This window comes from Novosphingobium soli (assembly GCF_042432915.1).
In the GTDB taxonomy this organism is placed as follows: Bacteria; Pseudomonadota; Alphaproteobacteria; order Sphingomonadales; family Sphingomonadaceae; genus Novosphingobium; species Novosphingobium soli.
The window spans coordinates 16,123-36,148 of sequence record NZ_JBHLWK010000006.1; the positions used below are offsets into that span (position 1 = coordinate 16,123).

At 69.0% G+C, this 20,026-nt stretch carries 24 protein-coding genes; 7 read left to right on the plus strand and 17 right to left on the minus strand.

Features of this window, described 5'->3' with window-relative positions:
* Window positions 1-119: 119 nt before the first annotated feature.
* The 6 genes from ACFFJC_RS01885 to ACFFJC_RS01910 all read right to left on the minus strand — a co-directional run bounded on the left by ACFFJC_RS01885 (window position 120) and on the right by ACFFJC_RS01910 (window position 6,076).
* Window positions 120-2,213, minus strand: coding sequence for a sodium-translocating pyrophosphatase (locus ACFFJC_RS01885; protein WP_379485883.1), 2,094 nt, complete (start codon window positions 2,211-2,213; stop codon window positions 120-122).
* 142 nt (window positions 2,214-2,355) lie between these two features.
* The gene (gene thiL, locus ACFFJC_RS01890) at window positions 2,356-3,315 is read right to left on the minus strand and encodes a thiamine-phosphate kinase (RefSeq protein WP_379485884.1); all 960 of its coding nucleotides are present in this window, start codon (window positions 3,313-3,315) and stop codon (window positions 2,356-2,358) included.
* A gap of 15 nt (window positions 3,316-3,330) precedes the next feature.
* Window positions 3,331-3,774, minus strand: coding sequence for a transcription antitermination factor NusB (gene nusB, locus ACFFJC_RS01895; RefSeq protein ID WP_379485885.1), 444 nt, complete (start codon window positions 3,772-3,774; stop codon window positions 3,331-3,333).
* Window positions 3,771-5,060 (minus strand): histidinol dehydrogenase, encoded by a 1,290-nt coding sequence (gene hisD / locus ACFFJC_RS01900; RefSeq protein ID WP_379485886.1) that lies wholly within the window; start codon window positions 5,058-5,060, stop codon window positions 3,771-3,773. Before hisD ends, nusB begins: the two co-directional genes overlap by 4 nt.
* The gene (gene hisG / locus ACFFJC_RS01905; protein WP_379485887.1) at window positions 5,060-5,725 is read right to left on the minus strand and encodes an ATP phosphoribosyltransferase; all 666 of its coding nucleotides are present in this window, start codon (window positions 5,723-5,725) and stop codon (window positions 5,060-5,062) included. Before hisG ends, hisD begins: the two co-directional genes overlap by 1 nt.
* A gap of 78 nt (window positions 5,726-5,803) precedes the next feature.
* Window positions 5,804-6,076, minus strand: a complete 273-nt coding sequence (locus tag ACFFJC_RS01910) for a BolA family protein (protein WP_379485888.1) — start codon at window positions 6,074-6,076, stop codon at window positions 5,804-5,806.
* A gap of 39 nt (window positions 6,077-6,115) precedes the next feature.
* Here ACFFJC_RS01910 and ACFFJC_RS01915 point away from each other — a divergent pair, with 39 nt between their 5' ends.
* Window positions 6,116-6,706: a DnaJ domain-containing protein gene (locus ACFFJC_RS01915; protein WP_379485889.1), complete on the plus strand. Its 591-nt coding sequence runs from the start codon at window positions 6,116-6,118 to the stop codon at window positions 6,704-6,706.
* A gap of 19 nt (window positions 6,707-6,725) precedes the next feature.
* On the opposite strand, the gene ACFFJC_RS01920 is transcribed toward ACFFJC_RS01915, so the two are convergent.
* The 8 genes from ACFFJC_RS01920 to ACFFJC_RS01955 all read right to left on the minus strand — a co-directional run bounded on the left by ACFFJC_RS01920 (window position 6,726) and on the right by ACFFJC_RS01955 (window position 11,427).
* Window positions 6,726-7,172 (minus strand): SRPBCC family protein, encoded by a 447-nt coding sequence (locus ACFFJC_RS01920; protein ID WP_379485890.1) that lies wholly within the window; start codon window positions 7,170-7,172, stop codon window positions 6,726-6,728.
* Window positions 7,173-7,183: 11 nt separating this feature from the next.
* Window positions 7,184-7,837 carry a glutathione S-transferase family protein gene (locus tag ACFFJC_RS01925; RefSeq protein ID WP_379485891.1) on the minus strand — a complete coding sequence of 218 codons (654 nt, stop codon included), beginning with the start codon at window positions 7,835-7,837 and terminating at the stop codon, window positions 7,184-7,186.
* Entirely contained in the window at window positions 7,834-8,349 is a 516-nt protein-coding gene (locus ACFFJC_RS01930; RefSeq protein ID WP_379485892.1) for a VOC family protein, read from the minus strand. The genes ACFFJC_RS01925 and ACFFJC_RS01930 overlap by 4 nt, the downstream gene beginning before the upstream one ends.
* Window positions 8,346-8,972: a glutathione S-transferase family protein gene (locus tag ACFFJC_RS01935; protein ID WP_379485893.1), complete on the minus strand. Its 627-nt coding sequence runs from the start codon at window positions 8,970-8,972 to the stop codon at window positions 8,346-8,348. The genes ACFFJC_RS01930 and ACFFJC_RS01935 overlap by 4 nt, the downstream gene beginning before the upstream one ends.
* A gap of 96 nt (window positions 8,973-9,068) precedes the next feature.
* Window positions 9,069-9,881 (minus strand): VOC family protein, encoded by an 813-nt coding sequence (locus ACFFJC_RS01940; RefSeq protein ID WP_379485894.1) that lies wholly within the window; start codon window positions 9,879-9,881, stop codon window positions 9,069-9,071.
* 13 nt (window positions 9,882-9,894) lie between these two features.
* Entirely contained in the window at window positions 9,895-10,266 is a 372-nt protein-coding gene (locus tag ACFFJC_RS01945) for a DUF1428 domain-containing protein (RefSeq protein ID WP_379485895.1), read from the minus strand.
* Window positions 10,267-10,269: 3 nt separating this feature from the next.
* Window positions 10,270-10,965, minus strand: a complete 696-nt coding sequence (locus ACFFJC_RS01950; RefSeq protein WP_379485896.1) for a glutathione S-transferase family protein — start codon at window positions 10,963-10,965, stop codon at window positions 10,270-10,272.
* Between the two features lie 36 nt (window positions 10,966-11,001).
* Window positions 11,002-11,427: a VOC family protein gene (locus ACFFJC_RS01955; protein ID WP_379485897.1), complete on the minus strand. Its 426-nt coding sequence runs from the start codon at window positions 11,425-11,427 to the stop codon at window positions 11,002-11,004.
* A gap of 78 nt (window positions 11,428-11,505) precedes the next feature.
* Between ACFFJC_RS01955 and ACFFJC_RS01960 the strand changes: the two genes are divergently transcribed.
* A complete protein-coding gene (locus ACFFJC_RS01960; protein ID WP_379485898.1) occupies window positions 11,506-12,219 on the plus strand; it encodes a winged helix-turn-helix transcriptional regulator in 714 nt (237 codons plus the stop codon).
* 105 nt (window positions 12,220-12,324) lie between these two features.
* Window positions 12,325-13,314, plus strand: coding sequence for a cobaltochelatase subunit CobS (gene cobS, locus ACFFJC_RS01965; protein ID WP_379485899.1), 990 nt, complete (start codon window positions 12,325-12,327; stop codon window positions 13,312-13,314).
* Between the two features lie 10 nt (window positions 13,315-13,324).
* On the opposite strand, the gene ACFFJC_RS01970 is transcribed toward cobS, so the two are convergent.
* Together ACFFJC_RS01970 and truA are read right to left on the minus strand one after the other, a co-directional pair.
* Window positions 13,325-14,614: a glycoside hydrolase family 130 protein gene (locus ACFFJC_RS01970; protein ID WP_379485900.1), complete on the minus strand. Its 1,290-nt coding sequence runs from the start codon at window positions 14,612-14,614 to the stop codon at window positions 13,325-13,327.
* A 124-nt stretch (window positions 14,615-14,738) separates the two neighbouring features.
* Complete coding sequence (gene truA / locus ACFFJC_RS01975) at window positions 14,739-15,485, minus strand: tRNA pseudouridine(38-40) synthase TruA (protein WP_379485901.1); 747 nt, start codon at window positions 15,483-15,485, stop codon at window positions 14,739-14,741.
* A gap of 97 nt (window positions 15,486-15,582) precedes the next feature.
* On the opposite strand from truA, the gene ACFFJC_RS01980 reads away from it, so the two are divergent.
* Window positions 15,583-16,107, plus strand: coding sequence for a cupin domain-containing protein (locus ACFFJC_RS01980; protein WP_379485902.1), 525 nt, complete (start codon window positions 15,583-15,585; stop codon window positions 16,105-16,107).
* Window positions 16,108-16,123: 16 nt separating this feature from the next.
* Here the strand turns inward: ACFFJC_RS01980 and fmt are convergent, their stop codons facing one another.
* Window positions 16,124-17,032 carry a methionyl-tRNA formyltransferase gene (gene fmt, locus ACFFJC_RS01985; RefSeq protein ID WP_379485903.1) on the minus strand — a complete coding sequence of 303 codons (909 nt, stop codon included), beginning with the start codon at window positions 17,030-17,032 and terminating at the stop codon, window positions 16,124-16,126.
* Between the two features lie 73 nt (window positions 17,033-17,105).
* On the opposite strand from fmt, the gene recR reads away from it, so the two are divergent.
* The 3 genes from recR (at window position 17,106) to ACFFJC_RS02000 (ending at window position 19,988) form a co-directional block, all read left to right on the plus strand.
* On the plus strand, window positions 17,106-17,702 hold the full coding sequence (gene recR, locus ACFFJC_RS01990; RefSeq protein WP_379485904.1) for a recombination mediator RecR: 597 nt from the start codon (window positions 17,106-17,108) through the stop codon (window positions 17,700-17,702).
* A gap of 63 nt (window positions 17,703-17,765) precedes the next feature.
* Complete coding sequence (def, locus tag ACFFJC_RS01995) at window positions 17,766-18,335, plus strand: peptide deformylase (protein WP_379485905.1); 570 nt, start codon at window positions 17,766-17,768, stop codon at window positions 18,333-18,335.
* A gap of 102 nt (window positions 18,336-18,437) precedes the next feature.
* Entirely contained in the window at window positions 18,438-19,988 is a 1,551-nt protein-coding gene (locus ACFFJC_RS02000; RefSeq protein ID WP_379485906.1) for a DNA recombination protein RmuC, read from the plus strand.
* Window positions 19,989-20,026: the final 38 nt, after the last annotated feature.

Consider the following 20,026-nt stretch of genomic DNA (forward strand, 5'->3'; position numbering starts at 1 on the left):
CCCTCAAGGAATCGCTAACGGGCCGGGTACGGAGGCTGGTGCGAATGCGGATTGGTGTGTGGGCGAGCAGGCCCTGCCGGTCCATGCCGGCAGGGCCCGTCGCATCGGCCGACTGCGGTTTACGCCGCCGCCATCGCGGCCAGCAGGAGCAGCGCGACGATGTTGGTGATCTTGATCATCGGGTTCACCGCAGGCCCCGCGGTGTCCTTGTAGGGATCGCCCACGGTGTCTCCGGTGACGGCGGCCTTGTGCGCTTCCGAGCCCTTGCCGCCGTGGTTGCCGTCCTCGATGTACTTCTTGGCATTGTCCCACGCGCCGCCGCCGGACGTCATCGACAGCGCCACGAACAGCCCGCCCACGATCACGCCCAGCAGCAGCGCGCCCAGCGCGGCGAAGCCGTTCTCGCGGCCGGCGACGGCGGCGATGACGGTGTAGACCACGATCGGCGCCAGCACCGGCAGCAGCGAGGGCAAGATCATCTCCTTGATCGCGGCGCGGGTGACGAGGTCCACCGTGCGCGCGTAGTCCGGCTTCTGCTCGTAGGTCATGATGCCGGGCTTCTCGCGGAACTGCTCCCGGACATCGACCACGACGTCGCCGGCGGCGCGGCCGACCGCGGTCATCCCCATTGCCCCGAACAGGTACGGGAGCAGGGCCCCCAGCAGCAGGCCGACGATGACGTACGGGTTTTCCAGGCTGAAGTTGACGTCCAGCTCGGGAAAGAACTCGCGCAAGTCGGTGGTGTAGGCGGCGAACAGCACCAGCGCGGCGAGGCCCGCCGAGCCGATGGCATAGCCCTTGGTGACCGCCTTGGTGGTGTTGCCCACGGCGTCCAGCGCGTCGGTCTTCTCGCGCACCGCGTCGTCGAGGCCCGCCATCTCGGCGATGCCGCCGGCATTGTCGGTGACGGGGCCGTAGGCGTCGAGCGCCACGACCATCCCCGCCAGCGCCAGCATGGCCGTCGCCGCATAGGCGATGCCGAGCAGTCCGGCGAGCTGGTAGGCGACGATGATCCCGGCGACGATCACGATCGTCGGCAGCGCGGTGGCCTCCAGGCTGATCGCCAGGCCCTGGATCACGTTGGTGCCGTGGCCGGTGATAGAGGCCTTGGCGATCGAGCGGACCGGGCGGTACCCGGTGCCGGTGTAGTATTCCGTGATCCAGATGATGAGGCCCGTGATCGCCAGGCCCACCAGCGCGCAGTAGAACAGCGTCCGCCCGTTGAACGTGCCGCCGCCGATCGCGGTTTCCATGTCGCCCAGCGCATAGGACACCGCCCACCAGATCGCCGGGATCGAGAGGACCGCGGTGACCAGGAAGCCCTTGTACATGGCCCCCATGATGTTGGTCCCGCCGCCCAGGCGCACGAAGTAGGTGCCCACGATCGAGGTGACGATGCACACGCCGCCGATCAGCAGCGGCAGCGCCATCATCGCGGCCAGGTTGTCCGCACCCTTGAGCAGCAGCGCGGTGAGCACCATCGTGGCGCCGACGGTGACCACGTAGGTCTCGAATAGGTCGGCGGCCATGCCGGCGCAGTCGCCCACGTTGTCGCCCACGTTGTCGGCGATCACGGCGGGGTTGCGGGGGTCGTCCTCGGGGATGCCGGCCTCCACCTTGCCGACGAGGTCGGCGCCCACGTCCGCGGCCTTGGTGAAGATGCCGCCGCCGAGGCGCGCGAAGATCGAGATCAGCGAGGCGCCGAAGGCGAGGGCGGTGAGCGCCTCCACCACGGTGCGGTCATCGCCGCCCACGGTATGGCCGGCGGGACCAGTGAGATACCAGTAGAACACCGCGATCGCGAGCAGCGCCAGGCCGGCGACCAGCATGCCGGTGATGGCACCGGCGCGGAAGGCCAGGGTCAGGCCGTCCTGCAGCCCCTTCTGCGCCGCAGCCGCGGTGCGCACGTTGGAGCGGACCGAGATGTTCATGCCGATGAACCCGGCCACGCCCGAGAGGATCGCCCCGATGACGAAGCCGATGGCGGAGATCGTCCCCAGGGTGAAGCCGAGGATCACGGCGACGATGACGCCGACGACGGCGATGGTGGAATACTGGCGCTTGAGGTAGGCTTGCGCGCCTTCCTGGATGGCGGCGGCAATCTCCTGCATCTGTTCGGAGCCTGCGGGAGAACTCAGTACCTGGCGACTAGTGACGAAGCCATAGACGATGGCCAGAAGTCCCAGGACGATTGCGATCGTGATTAAGTTCACGAAGATGTCCCCTTCCCATTTTATGTTCTGTTCTTGTCACGGCGGGTTTTCCCCGCTCGAGGTCGTCAGGGCTATCGCGAAGGCGCACGAGTGGCAAGCGGGTATTGTCTGCCGGGGGATCGAGGCTGCCCGCGCGCGGGGTTCAGTGCTCGTAGCCCAGGCGACGGGGGAGGGGGATGTCCTCTCCGTCGTGCGTGAGCGACAGTCCGTGCCCTGTCTCGACCACGCCGATCGGGGTGAGCGGGCGGTCGAGGGCGCTTGCCGTCTCGCGGATGCGGGCGGTGTGCTCGGCCGGGGCGGTGAACAGCAACTCGTAGTCGTCCCCCGCGGTCGTCGCGGCCAGGCGGGCCTGGCGCGTGTCGCCGGCCACGGCCACCAGCGCGGCGGACAGGGGAACGGCGTCGAGGGCGATGCGCAGCGCCGCGCCGCTCGCCTCGGCCATGCGCGCGGCGTCGACCAGCAACCCGTCCGAGACGTCCATCATGGCGTGGACCAGCGGGGCGAGCGCCGCACCGAGCCGCGGGTCCGGGCAGGGCCGGCGATAGCGCGCCACCAGCCGGGCCAGCGCCGCCGGCTCCCCGGCGCGGCGATCGCGTGCTGCGGCCAGCCCCAGGCCGGCATCGCCGATGGTGCCGCTGACCCACAGGCGATCGCCCCCCCTGGCCGCGGTCCGGCACGGCACCGGGGCGTCCCGCGGCCCGGTGCCGAGCGCGGTTAGCGAGAAGCTGCGCGGCGCCGCGGCCGGCATGCGCACGGTGTCGCCGCCGAGCAGCGGGATGGCGAAGTGCCGGCAGGCCGCGTCGAGGCCGGCGAGGAAGGCGGCGTCCCACTCCGCCTCGCCGAGCGCGTGCGAATAGAGGCACCCCACCGGCGTCGCGGCCTTGGCGCAGAGGTCCGAGACGTTCACCGCGACGAGCTTCCAGGCCACGTCCGCCGGCGGATCGCCGGGCAGATAGTGGACCCCCTCGACCACCGTGTCGAGGGTGAGCACCAGCGTCTCGCCGCCCAGGACCAGGACCGCGGCATCGTCCGCCAGCCCGCGCGCGGCGGGATCGCAGGCGATGGCGCGCAGCGCCCGGATGAAGGCGTGCTCGCCGGTCATCGCCCGATCATGCCGTCAGCGGACGGCCTTGGCCACCGAATCCAGCACGCCGTTGGCGAACTTCGCCTCGCGCGCGTCGAAGAAGGCGTGGGCGACGTCGAGGTATTCGCTGATCGCCGCCCCGGTCGGCACGTCGGACCGCGCCATCAGCTCGTAGGCGCCCGCGCGCAGGATCTGCAGCATGGTCTTGTCGAGGCGGGCCAGCGACCAGCCTTCCGACAGCTTCGAGGCGAGCAGCGCGTCGATCTCGTCGCGCCGCGCCACGACGCCCTTCACGACGTCGTCGAAGAACGCGACTTCCGCCTGCGCGAACTGCGCCTCGTCGATCTCCATGCCGAGCCGGTGGCGATGGAACTCGTCGAGCAGCGTCGGCAGCTGGGTGCCTTCCATGTCGTACTGGTAGAGCGCCTGGACGGCGGCAAGACGGGCCGCGGCCCGCTTCTGCTTGGAACTGGTCATTGGCCGAGCCTTATCGAAATGGAGCGCGCATGCGCGGGGAGCCCTTCCGCATCGGCAAGGGCGACGGCGGCGGGGCCGATGGCCGCCAGCGCCGCCTGGTCGAGCTGGATGAAGCTGGTGCGCTTCATGAAATCGAGGACGGAGAGCCCCGAGGAGAACCGGGCGCGGCGCCCGGTGGGCAGGACATGGTTGGGACCCGCGACGTAGTCGCCCACCGCCTCGGGCGTCATCCGGCCGAGGAACACCGAGCCCGCATGGCGGATGCGCCGCATCAGCGCCTCCGCGTCCTCGGTGGCGATCTCGACATGCTCGGCGGCGAGCGCGTTGGCGAGGGCGGGCGCTTCGTCCAGGCTCCCGACGTCTATGACGACGCCGTTGGCGCTCCAGCTCGCGCGGGCGGTCGCTTGCGTGGCGAGCGCGGCGAGTTCGAGTTCCACCGCCGCGGCAACGGCGTCCGCGAACGCGGCGTCATCCGTGATGAGGATCGACTGCGAGGTCGGGTCATGCTCGGCCTGGCTCAGCAGGTCGGCCGCGATCCGGCGCGCGTCGTTCCGGGCATCGGCGATCACCAGGATCTCGCTGGGCCCGGCCACCATGTCGATGCCGACGACGCCGTAGAGCTGGCGCTTGGCTTCCGCGACCCAGGCGTTGCCGGGGCCGGTGACCACGTCGACGGGCGCGATCCTGCCGGTTCCATAGGCGAGCGCAGCGACGGCATGGGCGCCGCCGACCCGCCAGACCTCGTCCACACCGGCGAGGTGCGCGGCGGCAAGCACCAGCGGATTGACCTCGCCGTTCGGCGTGGGCGTGACCACCACCAGCCGCTCCACCCCGGCGACCTTGGCCGGAATGGCGTTCATCAGCAGCGAAGAGGGGTAGGCGGCGCGACCGCCGGGCACGTAGAGACCGGCCGCATCCACCGCGCGCCAGGTGGCGCCCAGCCGCACCCCGGCGGCGTCGGTGTAGTCGCGGTCCTCGGGAAGCTGCGCGGCGTGGTAGGCGCGGATGCGCGCCGCGGCGAGTTCCAGCGCCTCCCGCAACGCGGGATCGAGAGCGTCGAAGGCCTTCGCGCAAGCCGGGGCGTCGATGCTCCAGCCGGTCCGGTCCAGGTCATGGCCGTCGAACCTGGTCGTGAGCTCGGCCAGCGCCGCGTCTCCGCGTTCGCGCACGTCACGCAGGATCGCCGCGACATCGGCGGCGACATCGACCGCGCTCTCGCGCCGGTCGGCGACCACGGCCGCGAAGGCCTCGGCGAAGCCGGGATCGCTGCTGGAGAGACGCAGCATCAGGCGCCGACCGCTTCGGGTGCCTTCTCGGCCACCAGCGCGCGGAACGCAGAGACCAGCGCGGCGACGCGCTCGTCGGTCTTGAGCGCCGCACGGTTGACGATCAGGCGGGCGGAGACGTCGAGGATCCGGCTGGTCTCCACCAGGCCGTTCTCCTTGAGCGTGCGCCCGGTCGAGACGAGGTCGACGATCCGGCTCGACAGGCCGAGCGAGGGCGCAAGCTCCATCGCGCCGTTGAGCTTCACGACTTCCGCCTGCACGCCCAGCGTCTCGAAGTGGCGACGCGTCAGGTTCGGGTACTTGCTCGCGATCCTGAGGTGCGAGGGCAGGGCGCCGCTCGCCTCGCCCGCCGGTTCGGCGACCGAGAGGCGGCAATGCCCGATGGCGAGGTCGACCGGCGCGTAGAGGTCGGGGTAGGCGAACTCCTCCACCACATCCGAACCGACGATGCCCACCTGCGCGGCCCCGTGTGCGACGAAGGTGGCGACGTCGAAGGCGCGCACGCGGATCAGGCGCATGTCGCTGCCCTCGCAGGCGAACGAGAGCGCGCGCGACTTCTTGTCGTGGAACTCCGCCTCGGGAACGACGCCGGCGCGCGCCATCAGCGGAAGCGCCTCGTCGAGGATACGGCCCTTGGGGACAGCGAAGGTCAGCGGTGTCGGCATGGTGCGCGCATTTAGGCCCGCGGCCGGCAAAGGGCAACCGTGATGGGGATCTGCCGATCAGCACGATCGGCAGGGGCGTCACTCGCCCGGGGCGCGGGCCTTGATCGCCACGGCATGGACCCGGTTGCCGGGTATGTCGCCGAGCGCGGCGTTGACCATGCGCTGGCGCTGCAGGCGCGAGACACCGGCGAACCGGGCGCTCTCGATCACGATGGTGAAGTGCGATTCGCCGCTGCCGTCGTCCCCCGTATGGCCGCGGTGCGTGGCGGAATCGTTGATGACCTCCAGCGCTAGAGGCGCGAAGGCGTCGGTCAGCAATTGGCGCATTTCGAGTGCAAGTGGTCCAGTCATGCCTTCACTTTAGGCGATCCGTCCCCCATCTTGAAGCCGGTGAGACAGCATAGATTTCATGGCAGGATCGAATCGTCCGGGCGCGAGTGCACCTGGCCGGGATGCAGGGAGGCGGGTGAGTTTCGCGCCCCGGGCGGTCGCCCTTCTGGGTTCGACGGCCCGGGCGACTACCGCTGGTTCTGCCTCGATCACGTGCGCCAGTTCAATTCGGGCTATGACTATTTCGACGGGATGGACTCGGAGGAGATCCTGCGCGCCCAGTCCCCGCTGCATGGCTGGGAGACGCAGACGCGCGCCTTCCGCCCCGACGCCGGGTTGGACAGCAGTCCGCGCTGGGCGGACTTCTCGGACCCCCTGGAGGCGATCACCGCGCGGGCACGCGCCCATGCCAAGCGGCGGCAGGCCGATCTCAGGCCGGAGAACGCGCGCTTCTCTCCCAACGAGCGCCGCGCGCTCGAGGTGCTGGGCCTCGATGCCGAGGTCGACCGCAAGACGCTGAGGCTGCGCTACACGCGGCTGCTGCGCCAGTATCATCCCGATCACAACGGCGGCGACCACGGACATGCCGCCCGGCTGCAGGGCGTGGTGGAGGCCTACCAGCTGCTCAGGAAAGCGCCGGCCTTCGCCTGACGCTTCCGGGAGCCAGGTGTCAGGCCTCTCGCTCGCAGATGGCGGCGAGCTGGTCGGCGCAGGCCTGCCAGCCTTCGACGAAGCCCATCTCCTCGTGCTCCTTGCACGCCTGTTCCGTCCAGTGCCGCGCCGTGGCGGTGTAGCGGGTCCCTTCGCCTTCCGGGGCGATCTCCCAGATGCCGATCATGAAGGGGCCCGAGGGCTGGAAGTCGTCGACGATCGCGTCGGTGGACACGAAGCGCCGGCCTTCGTCGTAGGCGAGGTAGATGCCGTTCTGCGGCATGACCTCGCCGTCCGGTCCGTACATCGTCATGCGGCAGACCCCGCCGGGCCGCCGGTCCTGCTCGTCCACCTCGGCGCGCCACGGGGTGGGGCACCACCACTCGGCCTGCCGGTCGGCAAGGACTTCCCATACCTTGCCGGGCGGTGCCGCGATGTAGCGGTTGATCGACAGCTCGTTGGGCATGGCTTCTCTCCTCAATCGCGATCGGGGGCGCCGAGCGGGAAGCCGGCGCGGTAGGGCCTTGCGTCCTCGACGCAGGCGGCCACCGGCGGCAGGCTCAGCAGGTGGGCACGCCAGCGCCGAAGCCGCGGGAACTGCTCGGGAATGGGATGTACCCAGTCGGCATAGAACAGCGCCGGCGCGGCGGCGCATTCGATCAGCGTCACATGGTCCAGCGGCGGATAGAACTGCAGCCAGCCCTCCAGCCAGGCGTAGGTCCGCTCCAGCCGGGACCGTGCATCGGCGACGCGCTCCATGTCGGGGTTCTCGCGGTCGCGCAGGTACTCGTTCACGACCTCCTGCATGATGTTCATCACGTAGTTGTCGAAGACCCGGTCCAGCATGCGGACACCGATGGCGGCATCCGGGTCCGAGGGAACCAGCGCATCGGTGTGGACGTGGTGCTGCGAAAGATACTCGATGATCGAGGTGGCTTCGAAGATCAGGTTCTCGCCGTCCTGGAGCACCGGGAACTTGCCTTGCGGCCCGGCCAGCGCGACCACTTGCGCGTGCTCCGGATGGTCGGCATCGACGATCCGGAACGCGTGCTCGATCTCGGCGCCGAGCAGGGCGATCCGGGCCTTCCAGGTATAGGAGGAGAACGGATGGCCGTAGAGCGCGAGCGTCATGCCGGCGCTCCCAGGGTGTCGGCGACCGCCGCCTCGATCGCCGCGATGTCGATCTTGTGCATCGTCATCATGGCCTCCATCGCCCGCTTGGCCGCGGCGCGATCGGGCAGTGCCATGGCATCGGTGAGAGCGCGCGGGGTAATCTGCCAGGACAGCCCCCACTTGTCCTTGCACCAGCCGCACATGCTCTCCTGACCTCCATTGCCGACAATGGCGTTCCAGTAGCGGTCCGTCTCCTCCTGGGTGTCGGTGGCGACCTGGAACGAGAAGGCTTCCGAATGCGTGAACTGATCGCCGCCGTTGAGGCCGATGCAGCCGATGCCCATCACCGTGAACTCGACCACCAGGACGTTGCCCTGCTCGCCGTCCGGATAATCGGCCGGCGCGTGCTGGATCGCATCGACGGTGGTCTCGGGGAACACCGATGCGTAGAACGCCGCCGCGCCCTGCGCATCGCCGTTGTACCACAGGCAGATGCGGTTCTTCGCCGTTGCCGCGGCCGGGACCGTCATCGCTTCATCTCCTCGATCAGCTTGCCGTCGATCGCCTTGGCCGCCTTGTACGCCGGCCGCTGCTGGCAGCGCTCGGCATAGGCCACGAGCGCGGGGAGGGGAGGCAGGATGCCGAAGGTGAGGCCCCAGTCGATTGAGCTGCCGACATAGACGTCCGCCATGCTGAACCGCTCCCCGCAGACCCAGGTCGCACCCTCCAGCTTGGCCTCGATGGTGTGGATCGTGCGCTCGAAGCTGCCCCAGCCCGCCATCATCTCCTGTTCGGGCTTCGGCTCGAACTTGAGCGCGCGCGAGGTAATCGCCTGTTCGATCGGACCGGCCGCGAAGACGGTCCAGCGGTAGTAGTCCGCCATCTCCTCATCGTTCGGCAGCAGCCCGGCCTCCGGATGCATTTCCGCCAGGTAGAGGCAGATCGCCGCCGCCTCGGTCACCACGCGGTCGCCGCCTGGGGCGTGATGGACGATGGTCGGCACCTTGCCCATCGGGTTCGCCGCGAGGAACGCCTCGGGCTTGCTTTTCCAATCGACCAGGACCTGCTCGTAGTCGGCGCCGGCCTCATGCAGGGCCCAGCGCGCGATCTGGCCGCGCGACATCGGATTGGTGAAGAAGGTGTAGTCGGCCATCGGCATTCTCCCGCATGTGAGGGCGGAACATTGATGGAACGCAGCGGCGGCGTCAATCGGTCCGGCGGCTTTGTCGCATCCCGGAAGTGCGGTGGCCTACGAGCGCGGCCCCACCAGCCCGAAATAGGCGCCTTGCGGGTCGAAGGCGTGGACCGTGTACTCGCCGGTCGGGATCTGCTGGGGTTCGCCCGCGGGGTTGCCGCCAGCGTCCTTCACCGCGGCGAAGGCACGGTCGATGTCGTCCACGCCGATGTAGTAGGTCCACCCGGCCACCGGCATGAAGTCCGCCTTGCGCATCACCGCGCCGATGGGAACTTCGCCGAGCTGGATGAAGCGATAGTCGCCGAGGGCGCCCATCGGCATCGCGCCCTGCTGGGTCCATCCGAAATGACGGGTGTAGAACGCGACGGCCGCGTCGTCGTCAGGGGTGACCAGCTCGTTCCAGCGCACCGTCTGCGGCTTGTCCACGGTGAACACGTCGCTGCTCGCGTCGGGATCGTCCGCCGGCGGCTCCGGCGTCATGACGTAGAACACCGCTCCTTGCGGATCGCTGACCATGGCGAAGCGGCCCACGCCCTCCATGGTGGTGGCCGGAACGTGCGTGGCGCCGCCATCGGCCTCGATCTGCGCCACCTTGGCGTCCACGTCGGGGACGTAGATGTAGCCCGTCCAGCCCGGGGACGCGCCCTGGCCGATCATCTCGTCGTCCAGAGCGAAGACGCCGCCGCTGTAGCCGCAGGGCGCGCCACCGCCGTCGATGCGCTCGATCATCCGGTAGTCCATGCCCGCCTGCGGCATGACGTTGGCGCCGATCCGCCATCCGACGACGCTCGCGTAGAACGCGGCCGCAGCGTCGGAATCGCTGGTCATCAGCTCGTACCAGATGAAACTACCTAAGGAATTGCCCATGGTCGTTCTCCTCTTACGCGCCGAAGACGACGACGGGCTCGAACCCGCCGAAGATCATGCGTGCCCCGTCGAAGGGCATCGGGTTCTTCTCGGGATCCATGCGGGGATCGTTGGTCATGACGTCCATCACTTTCGCCATCCCGGCATCGCGCGTCGCCTTGTCGGGCCATTCGATCCAGCTGAAGACCACCGCCTCGTCCTCCTGGCATGCCACGGCACGGAAGAAGTCGGTCTGCTTGCCTTCGGGCACGTCGTCCTGCCAGCACTCGAAGATGCGCGTGGCGCCGTTGTCCATAAAGACCGGGTCACCCAGCCGCGCGTGCGCGATGAACTTGTCCTTGTTGGCCTTCGGAACGGCGATCACGAATCCATCGACGTAGGGCATGGTTCAGGCTCCTTCCTTCTGCTTGGCAGGCGCGTTGTGCGCGAACGGGGCGAGCTGGGCGTCGAGCGCCCGCTGGAACGCGGGCCGCGCGAGCGCACGTTCGAGATAGGCGGCCAGCGCGGGGCGCGCCTGGACCAGCGACGTGCCGGGGCCGTCGTCGGGCAGGGCCCGCAGGATCGTGGCCATGGCGATGTCCGCGATGGAGAATTCGCCCGCCAGCCAGGCGCGGTCGCCCAGCGCCGCCTCCAGCCGGTCGAGCCGCGCACCGACCGCTTCGGCCAGCGAGGGCTTGCGGAGGCGGGCCCATTCCTCGCGGCGCGAGAAGACCATGCAATTGACGGTCTCCATCACCAGAGGCTCGATCGAGTTGAAGGCTGCCAGCAGCCAGCTCAGCACGCTGGCGCGTTCCTGCGAGCCGGCCGGGGGCAGGGCGCCCGCCTTCTCGGCGATGTGGATGAGCGTGGCCCCGCTCTCGAAGATGCCGACCTCGCCGTCGCGCACGAAGGGGACCTGGCCCCACGGCTGCTCGTCGTAGTACCACTCGGGCCGTTCGACCGCGCTGATGAGCCGCACGCGGTAAGGCAGCCCGTATTCCTCGCAGGCCCAGCGCGGGCGCAAGTCCCGCACGTGGCCCTGCGCAAAGGAGGGAACCCACGCGAATGCGGTGATCTCGATAGCGGCGGCGGGATCGATCGGCATCGTCTCTGTCTCTCCGGTGTGGCGTGGCGTGGCGGCTCAGGCGGGTTCCGCGGGCATGTCCCCGGAAGCCGCCGCAGGATCCATCCACATCGCCTCCCAGAAGTGGCCGTCCGGGTCGGTGAAGCTGCGGCTCATCATGAACCCGTAGTCGCTGGGCGGCGCCACGTCCGCGGTGCCGCCGTGCTTCCCGGCGAGCGCGTTCAGCGCCTCGACATCCTCGCGGCTGTCGCACGAGAGGCAGAGCATGACTTCGCTCGACCCGCTGTCGGGGATCGGGCGGTCGGTGAAGGTCTTCCACTTCGCGTGGCTGAGCACCATCACGTAGATGGCATCGGACCATACCATGCAGGCGGCCGTCTCGTCGGTGAACTTCGGCTCGTTGACGAAGCCGAGGCCGGTGTAGAACGCCTTGGCACGGTCGAGGTCGGCGACGGGCAGGTTCACGAATATCATCCGGCTCATGGCACTCTCTCCTGGCATGGCGTCGCTTTCGAATCGCCTCTTGCCGGACGGTGGAGGCAATGGTAACTAAAAGCAACCATGAAGTTACAAAAAGAAACGGGTCGTTCCGATGCCACGACAGAACGCCAGCCGCGGCCTCATGGCCGATGGTACGGCGATGCCTGCGGGGCCGCCTTCGCCATGGAGCTCATCGGCGAGCGCTGGTCGCTGCCGATCATACGCGAGATGATGCTGGGACCGCGGCGGTTCGGCGAGATTCGGGCCGAACTGCCGGGCCTGAGCGCCAAGACGCTGACGGAGCGGTTGGAGAGCCTCGAAAGCACCGGCATCGTGCGCCGGGACTCGCTGCCGCCGCCCGCCTCGGTGCATGTCTACGCGCTCACCGATTGGGGCCTGGCACTCGAGCCGGTGATGCAGGAACTCGGCCGCTGGGCGGTGCGCTCGACCCTGCACGATCCCTCGCTGCCGATCACGCCGGTTTCGCTGATGCTCTCGATGCGCACGATGATTGTGCCCGACCGGATCGGCGAGCTGGCGCTGACGGCAGGCTTCGATGTCGGGCGCGCCCGCTTCTTCGCGCGGCTTGCCGAGGGCGAGCTCACGATCCGCCCTGCGCGCGAAAACGATCCCGCGCCCGACCTGCACTTTTCCGCCGAGGCGGGATTTCCCTATCTGGCGGCCTTCTACGGCAAGTTCCCGGCGGCGGACGTGGGTCTGGCGATCGAGGGCGACGCCGAGCTGGCGCAGCGCTTCATGGCGCTGTTCAGCCTGCCGCCCAAATGCGCGCCCTGACCGGAACGCCCACTCGCCCCCGCCGCCGGCCACCACCTCCAAACAGCCAGGGGCAAGCAAACGTTATTGCGATGCAGCGCCCCGTCCTTTAGGCGATTGCCTGCGATGACAGACTCCAACATTCAGACCGAGAACCGCGACGCCACCGTACTGGCCGCTCCCGACATCGAAGTCGACGTGCGCGAGACCTTCGGGATCGACATCGACATGAAGGTCCCCGCCTTCTCGGTGGCGGACGAGCGCGTGCCAGACCTCGACGAGACCTACGTGTTCGACCCGGATACCACGCTGGCGATCCTGGCGGGCTTCGCGTTCAACCGGCGCGTGATGGTGCAGGGCTACCACGGCACCGGCAAGTCGACGCACATCGAGCAGGTGGCCGCGCGCCTCAAGTGGCCGTGCATCCGCATCAATCTCGACGCCCACATCAGCCGCATCGACCTGATCGGGCGTGACGCCATCGTCCTTCGCGGCGGCATGCAGGTGACCGAGTTCCGCGAAGGGCTGCTGCCCTGGGCGCTCCAGCACCCGGTCGCACTGGTGTTCGACGAATACGACGCGGGTCGCCCCGACGTGATGTTCGTGATCCAGCGCATCCTGGAGACCGAAGGCAAGCTGACCCTGCTGGACCAGAACCGCGTCATTCGGCCCGACCGGAACTTCCGCCTCTTCGCCACCGCCAACACGGTGGGCCTGGGCGACACCTCGGGCCTGTACCACGGCACCCAGCAGATCAACCAGGGCCAGATGGACCGCTGGAACCTTGTGGTGGCGCTCAACTATCTTCCCGCGGAGACCGAGACCGGGATCGTCGCGGCCAAGGTTCCGCAGATCGAGAAGGGCGTGATCGCCAACATGGTCAAGGTCGCCGATTTCTCGCGCCAGGGTTTCATGAACGGCGATATCTCCACGGTGATGAGCCCGCGCACGGTCATCACCTGGGCCCAGAACGCCGCCATCTTCAAGGACGTGGGCTTCGCCTTCCGGCTATCGTTCCTCAACAAGTGCGACGAGACCGAGCGCATGCTGGTGGCGGAATACTACCAGCGCGTGTTCGGCCAGGATCTGCCCGAAAGCGTGGTCGCCAAGGCCTGAGCGGCGCGGCTTACTCGGGAACCAGCGTCCCAAGCAGCTCGTCGAGATCGGCCACGGCGAAGGCGGTGAACTCGTCGCCGATGCCGTAGGGAAGCAGGACGCGCCGACCGCGTACCAGCGCGCCGCAGCTGTAGGTGACGTTGGGGACGTACCCGCCGCGCTGCTCGGCGCTGGGGAACACCAGCGGCGCGCGGCTGCGGGCCAGCACGCGCGAAGGCTCGTCCCGGTCGAGCAGGCAGGCACCTATGCAGTATCCCCTGACCATGCCCACCGCGTGGGTGAAGACCAGCCAGCCCTCATCGATCTCTATGGGCGATCCACAATTGCCGAGCTGGACGAACTCCCAGGGATAGCGGGGGGCCATGATCGGTATGCCGTCTTCCCAGACGTTGAGGTCGTCGGAGCGCAGCAACCAGATGCTCTCGTTGTCCTGGCGGCCCAGCATGACGTATTTGCCGTCGATCTTGCGTGGGAACAGCGCCATGCCCTTGGTTGCGGTCATCGCGCCCGAGAGGCTGCGCATTTCGAAGGTGCGCAGGTCGATGCCGCGCAGGATCTCCTGCCGCGCGCTGCGCCCGTCGTAGGCGGTGTAGGTGCCGATCACCAGGCGCGTGCCGTCATCCTCGGTGAAGACGACCATGCGCAGATCCTCCACGCCCTGGCGCTGGTTGGGCAGCACCGGGAAGATCACCGTCTCCGAGACATCGGCGCTGTCGTCGCACTGGAGGCGGACCCAACCTTCGTTGTCGCTCTCGATGCGCGGCGGCACGCAGTGGGGGCTAGTCGGGTCGATCGTGACCCGCTGGTTACCGTCCCAGGCGCCGGTCCGGAAGGTGACAGAAGAGACGTGGCCCTCGCCGATGCCCCTCAGCGAAAGCAGGAAGCGGACGCTTCCCTCCGGCTGCCCGTCGAAGCCCTCGATCGGCACGATGCTGGGATTGAACAGCGCCGCCGACTCGAAGGCGTACTCCTGGCTGAAGTAGGCGCCGAGCAGCAGGCGGTCGCGCTCGCTGATCGCGGAAAGGTCGCCGAGCTCGTCCGCCATGCAGGCGACCTGGCGCAGGAACATGGCGTCGGCGTTGCGATGCCGCTCGCGCATGGGCCCCGCCACGAAATCCAGCATCCGCTCCCGTACGCTCTCGTCCAGCGCGAGCAGCCGGTCCGCAAGCACGCGCGTGCGCGGCGGCCGCTGGGCGGCCCAGGGTTCGGGGTAGGCGAAGTGGAAGGGCCGGATCACGGTCCGGGCGGGATCGGGCCACAGCTCCAGGTCCAGCTTGGTGAAGACGTCCCTGGCTTCCATCGCTTCGCACCTCCAGCACGATCCGCCGGCTCCGCAGCGCGCAGCCCAATGCTGCGCTCAACGCGGCGGCAGGCGTATGGTTCTGCGACATTTTCTTGCCGGGACGCTGCGCCCCTGCAGCAGCCTACTCGCCGGGGTATACCGCGCGCACGAAGTACAGTCCGTCGGGCGGCGCGTTGAGGCCGAGCATCTGGCGATCCCGCGCGGCCAGCGCGGCGGCGACCTGTCCCTCCGCCCAGCGTCCCATGCCGACGAGCGCGAGGCATCCGACCATCGAGCGCACCTGGTGGTGCAGGAAGCTGCGGGCTTCCGCCTCGATCAGCACCATGTCGCCCTCGCGCCGCACCGCCAGGCGATCGAGCGTCTTGAGCGGGGAGGCCGCCTGGCAGTGGACCGAGCGGAACGTCGTGAAGTCATGCCGGCCGACCAGCGCCTGCGCGGCGCGGTGCATCGCGGCGGCATCGAGCGGCTTGGTGACCTGCCAGGCCTTGCCGCGCTCCAGCGTCAGCGGAGCGCGCCGGTTGGCGATGCGATAGACATAGGCGCGCCCGGTGCAGGAGAACCGCGCATGCCAATCGTCGTCCACCGCCTCGCACGACAGCACCGCGACCGGCGCTGGCCGGAGCCGCGCGTTCAGAGCCTCCATCAGCCGAAACGGCGTGAACGGCTTGGCGATGTCCAGGTGCGCCCGCATGCCCAGGGCATGGACGCCGGCATCGGTCCTGCCGGCAGCGTGCATCGTCGCCGCTTCCCCGGTGACCGCCAGCGCCGCGTCCTCCACCGCCTGCTGCACCGAGGGCCCGTGCGCCTGGCGCTGCAGGCCCATGAAAGGGGCGCCGTCGAATTCCAGGGTAAGCGCGAAGCGGGTCATTTCGCCCCGCCGATACAGGACTGGCGCCGGGGCGCAATGGGCTTGGCGGGCACCGGCGCCGGTGGCACGATGGCGGGCACCGGGAAAGGAGCCGACCATGGCCGAAGACCAGCGCCCCCGCTTCGAGATCTTCCGCGGCGCCGATGCGCCGGCGCTCGATGCCTGCGACTGCATGACGTACGAAGGCGAGACCCCGAACCTGCTCGCCGCCCAGCCGCGGCTGCAGGATGCCATGCAGGTCCGCGGCGAATATGCCGACGTGCCTTATCGGCGCGAGGACATGAGCCTGGCACGGCTGTGGGTGAAGAGCGGCTTTCCCTTGCCGCTCCACACGCATGACTGCGACTGCCTCTACTACGTGGTCGCCGGCTCGATCCGGATGGGAACGCAGGAGCTGGTCGCCGGCGACGGCTTCTTCGTCGGCGCGGAAGTGCCTTATGCGTACACCGCGGGTCCCCAAGGCGCCGAGGTCCTGGAGTTCCGCAGGACGGATCGCTTCAACATCCGCGTGAAGGACAAGCCGGTCGCGGCCTGGGAGAAGCTTGCCGACACCCTGCGCGAAGGCCACGCGCGCTGGATCGACGAAGCGCCTCCGGTCCGCCGGATGCCGGAGAAGGCGTGACGGCCTCGCCCGGCGCTCAGCCGAGCGTCGTTCCCGCCGCGATCGGGCGGCCGCGCAGCAGCTCCCCGGCCGCCATCGCCGGCTTGCCCGCGCGCTGGATGCGGGTGACGCGCAAGGCGCCCGATCCGCAGGCTATCGTCAGGCGGTCGTCGAGCGTGGTCCCCGGCGCGCCCTCGAGGTCCGCCGGGTCGGCCGCCAGCACCTTGTAGCGCTCTCCCTCCAGTTCGAAGAAGGCGCCGGGCGTGGGGGCGAAGGCGCGCACCTGTCGCTCCACCTCCTCGGCGCTGCGCGTGAAGTCGAGCCGGGCTTCGGCCTTGTCGATCTTGCTGGCGTAGGTCACGCCCTCCTCGGGCTGGCGTACGGGGCGGTGGACGGCCAGGTCCCGCAAGGTGCCGACCAGCAGTTGCGCCCCCCGGTCCGCCAGCTCGGCGGTGAGCTCGCCGGCCGTCTTGCGATCGATCGTCGTGCGCAGCGTCGCCAGCATCGGACCGGTGTCGAGCCCCGCTTCCATCTGCATGATGGTGATGCCGGTCGTCGGGTCTCCCGCCAGGATGGCGCGCTGGATGGGCGCGGCCCCGCGCCAGCGCGGCAGGATCGAGGCATGGATGTTCAGGCAGCCGAGCCGCGGCGCGTCCAGCACGGCCCGGGGCAGGATCAACCCGTAGGCGGCGACCACGGCGACGTCGGCCTCCAGCGCGGCGAAGGCGGCCTGCTCCTCCGGGCCCTTGAGCGAGGGCGGATGGCGCACCGCGATGCCTCGCAGCTCGGCTTCCTTGTGGACGGGGGACGGCGTCAGTTCCTTGCCCCGCCGCCCGCCGGGCCGCGGCGGCTGCGTGTAGGCGGCCAGGATCTCGTGCCCGGCCTCGACGAGCGCCACCAGCGCCGGCACGGCGAAATCCGGCGTTCCCATGAAGACGATGCGCATGATGTGGGGAACTCCTCGCGGTCAGGGGGCAGCGGGCTTTCTAAGCCGAGGCGCAGGCCCTATCTCCCGTTCCATGGCATCGCAAGAGATCGAGACGCTGGCCGCAGCCCTGTCGCGCCTGCCGGGGCTGGGCCCCCGCTCCGCCCGCCGCGCCGTGCTGTGGCTCATCAAGCGGCGCGAGACCGCGCTGGTGCAGCTGGTCGAAGCGCTCGACGCCGTCCGCCAGGCCCTGGTCGAGTGCCGGACATGCGGCAACGTCGACACCACCGACCCTTGCGGCATCTGCGCCGACCCGCGCCGCGACGCCCGCTCGATCTGCGTGGTGGAGGAAGTGGCCGATCTCTGGGCGCTCGATCGCGCGCGGCTGTTCACCGGGCGCTACCATGTCCTTGGCGGCCGGCTGTCCGCGCTGGACGGCGTGCGGCCTGAGGACCTGGCGATCGACAGACTCCTGCGCCGGATCGGGGAGGGGGGCGTGGACGAAGTCCTGCTCGCGATGAACGCGACGCTGGAGGGCCAGACCACCGCGCACTACCTTGCCGAGCGGCTCGAGAGCTTCCCGCTGCGGGTGACGCAGCTGGCGCACGGGTTGCCGGTGGGGGGCGAGCTGGACTATCTCGACGAGGGCACCCTGGCGCAGGCGATCCGCGCCCGCCGCCCGGTGGGCTGACCCGATCACGGTGATCGAGCGCGCATCCTTGCGAGAATCGCTCGCCGCCATTATCTGCCGCCCATGGCTATCCGTGACATCATCGAAGTTCCAGACCCGCGCCTGAAGCAGGTCTCGGTCCCCGTCGAAACGTTCGACGACACGCTCAAGACGCTTGTCGAGGACATGTTCGAGACGATGTACGATGCCCCCGGGATCGGCCTCGCGGCAATCCAGGTCGGCGTTCCGCTCCGCGTGCTGGTGATCGACCTCCAGCCCGAGGACGAGGATGCGGAGCCGGAAGTGTGCCACTCGCACGGCGATCACCACCACACGCACCAGCCCACGAAGAAGGAACCCCGGGTCTTCATCAATCCGGAGATCCTCGATCCGTCCGACGAGCACATCGTCTACCAGGAAGGCTGCCTCTCGGTGCCCGAAATCTTCGCGGATGTGGAACGGCCCTCGCGCATCCGTGCGCGCTGGCAGGACCTTGACGGGACGGTCCACGAAGAGGACATGGAAGGGCTGATGGCGATCTGCCTGCAGCACGAGATGGATCACCTGGAAGGGATCCTCTTCATCGACCATCTGTCGCGGCTGAAGCGCCAGATGGCGCTCAAGAAGCTCGAGAAGCTGCGCAAAGCCGCCTGATCGCGCAGCGGGAGAAGCTGCGCAGAGCAGCCTGGTCCCGGTGGCGTGGAAAACTGTCCAACAGGGCTGGAGTTCCTGAAATGTTCCGGTTAGTATCCGGACATGGAACTCGTCGTCGCCATGATTCTCGCACTCGTCGCCGGCCTCGCAGCGGGCTGGTTTTTCGGCGCGCGCCCGGTCTCGCACTGGCGCGGTGAGGCCGAGAAGCGGGAGCGCGAGCTCCGCGAAGGCGACGCGCGATATCTGCGCGCCTTTGCCGAGCTGGAAGCGGCGCGGGAGCGGGGGGCCCGGGCCGACGCGCTGGAGCAGGCGCTGGAGCGTGCCCGCTCCGACCACGAAGCGGCGGCGGAGCGGCTCCGCGTCGATGGGACCGCAGCGGTGGAGCGCATCCGGCTCGAGCTGACACAGGCGCTCGACGCGAACCGCTCCGAGCATGCCTCGCGCGTGGATGCGCTGCTGCGCGAACAGCGCGCGCTTTCCGAAGAGCTGTCCACGCTACGCGAGAAGTCCGCCAATTTCGACGAGCAGAAGCGCCTGCTGATCGAAGCGCAGGACGCGCTGCGCAAGGAGTTCGAGAATGCCGGGGCGAAAGTTCTGGCCGGGGCGCAAGACGCATTCCTCAAGCGTGCCGGTGAACGTTTCGAGCAGAGCGAGAAGGCCAGTGCAGAGCGGATCAGCTCCATCCTGGCGCCGGTCGGCGCGCGACTGAAAAGCTACGAGGAGCAGGTCGCCGCGCTGGAGGCCAAGCGGGTGGACGCCTTCGGCCAGCTCACCGGTCAGATCGAGGCGCTGCGGGTGGGGCAGGAGCAGGTCCGCACCGAGGCGATGCGTCTCGGCAACAGCCTGCGCAACGCACCCAAGGCGCGCGGCCGGTGGGGCGAGCAGCAGCTCCAGAACGTTCTCGAACAGTGCGGCCTCACCGAGCACACCGACTTCGTCACCGAGCATTCGATCACCACCGAGGATGGCCGCCTGCGCCCCGACGCTATCGTGCGGATCCCCGGCAACAAGCAGCTCGTGATCGACGCCAAGGTTTCGCTGAACGCCTACCAGGACGCGTTCGAGGCGGAGGATGAAGCCGTGCGGCTCGCCTTCCTGGGGCAGCATGCCGCTTCGATGCGCAACCACATCCAGGCGCTCGGCGCCAAGAGCTACCAAAGCCAGTTCGAGAATGCGCCGGACTACGTCATCATGTTCGTGCCGGGCGAGCACTTCATCGCTGCCGCGCTCGACCACGATTCCGGGCTGTGGGACTTCGCGTTCGACCGCAAGGTCCTGCTCGCGAGCCCGACCAACCTGGTCGCCATCGCGCGCACCATCGCGCAGGTCTGGCAGCAGGAGGGGCTGGCCCGCGAGGCACGCGAGATCGGCAAGCTCGGCGCGGACCTTTACGACAGCCTCGCCAAGACGCAGGACGACCTCGGCAAGGTCGGCGTGCATCTGGGCCGCGCCGTGAACAGCTTCAACGACTTCGCGCGTACGTACGAAGGCAACGTGATGAGCCGAGCCCGACGTCTCAGCGAGAAGCACATCAAGATCGGCAAGCGCGAGATCTCGGACGAAGTGCCCCTGGTGGAGGCGGCGCCGCGTTTCGCCGAGGCGACCGTCCGCCTCGACAGTCAAGCCGACGTTCCGGCAGAGGCCGCCGAGTAGGCACCGCCTGCATGGCGGCGGCGGTCTTCCTCGCCGCC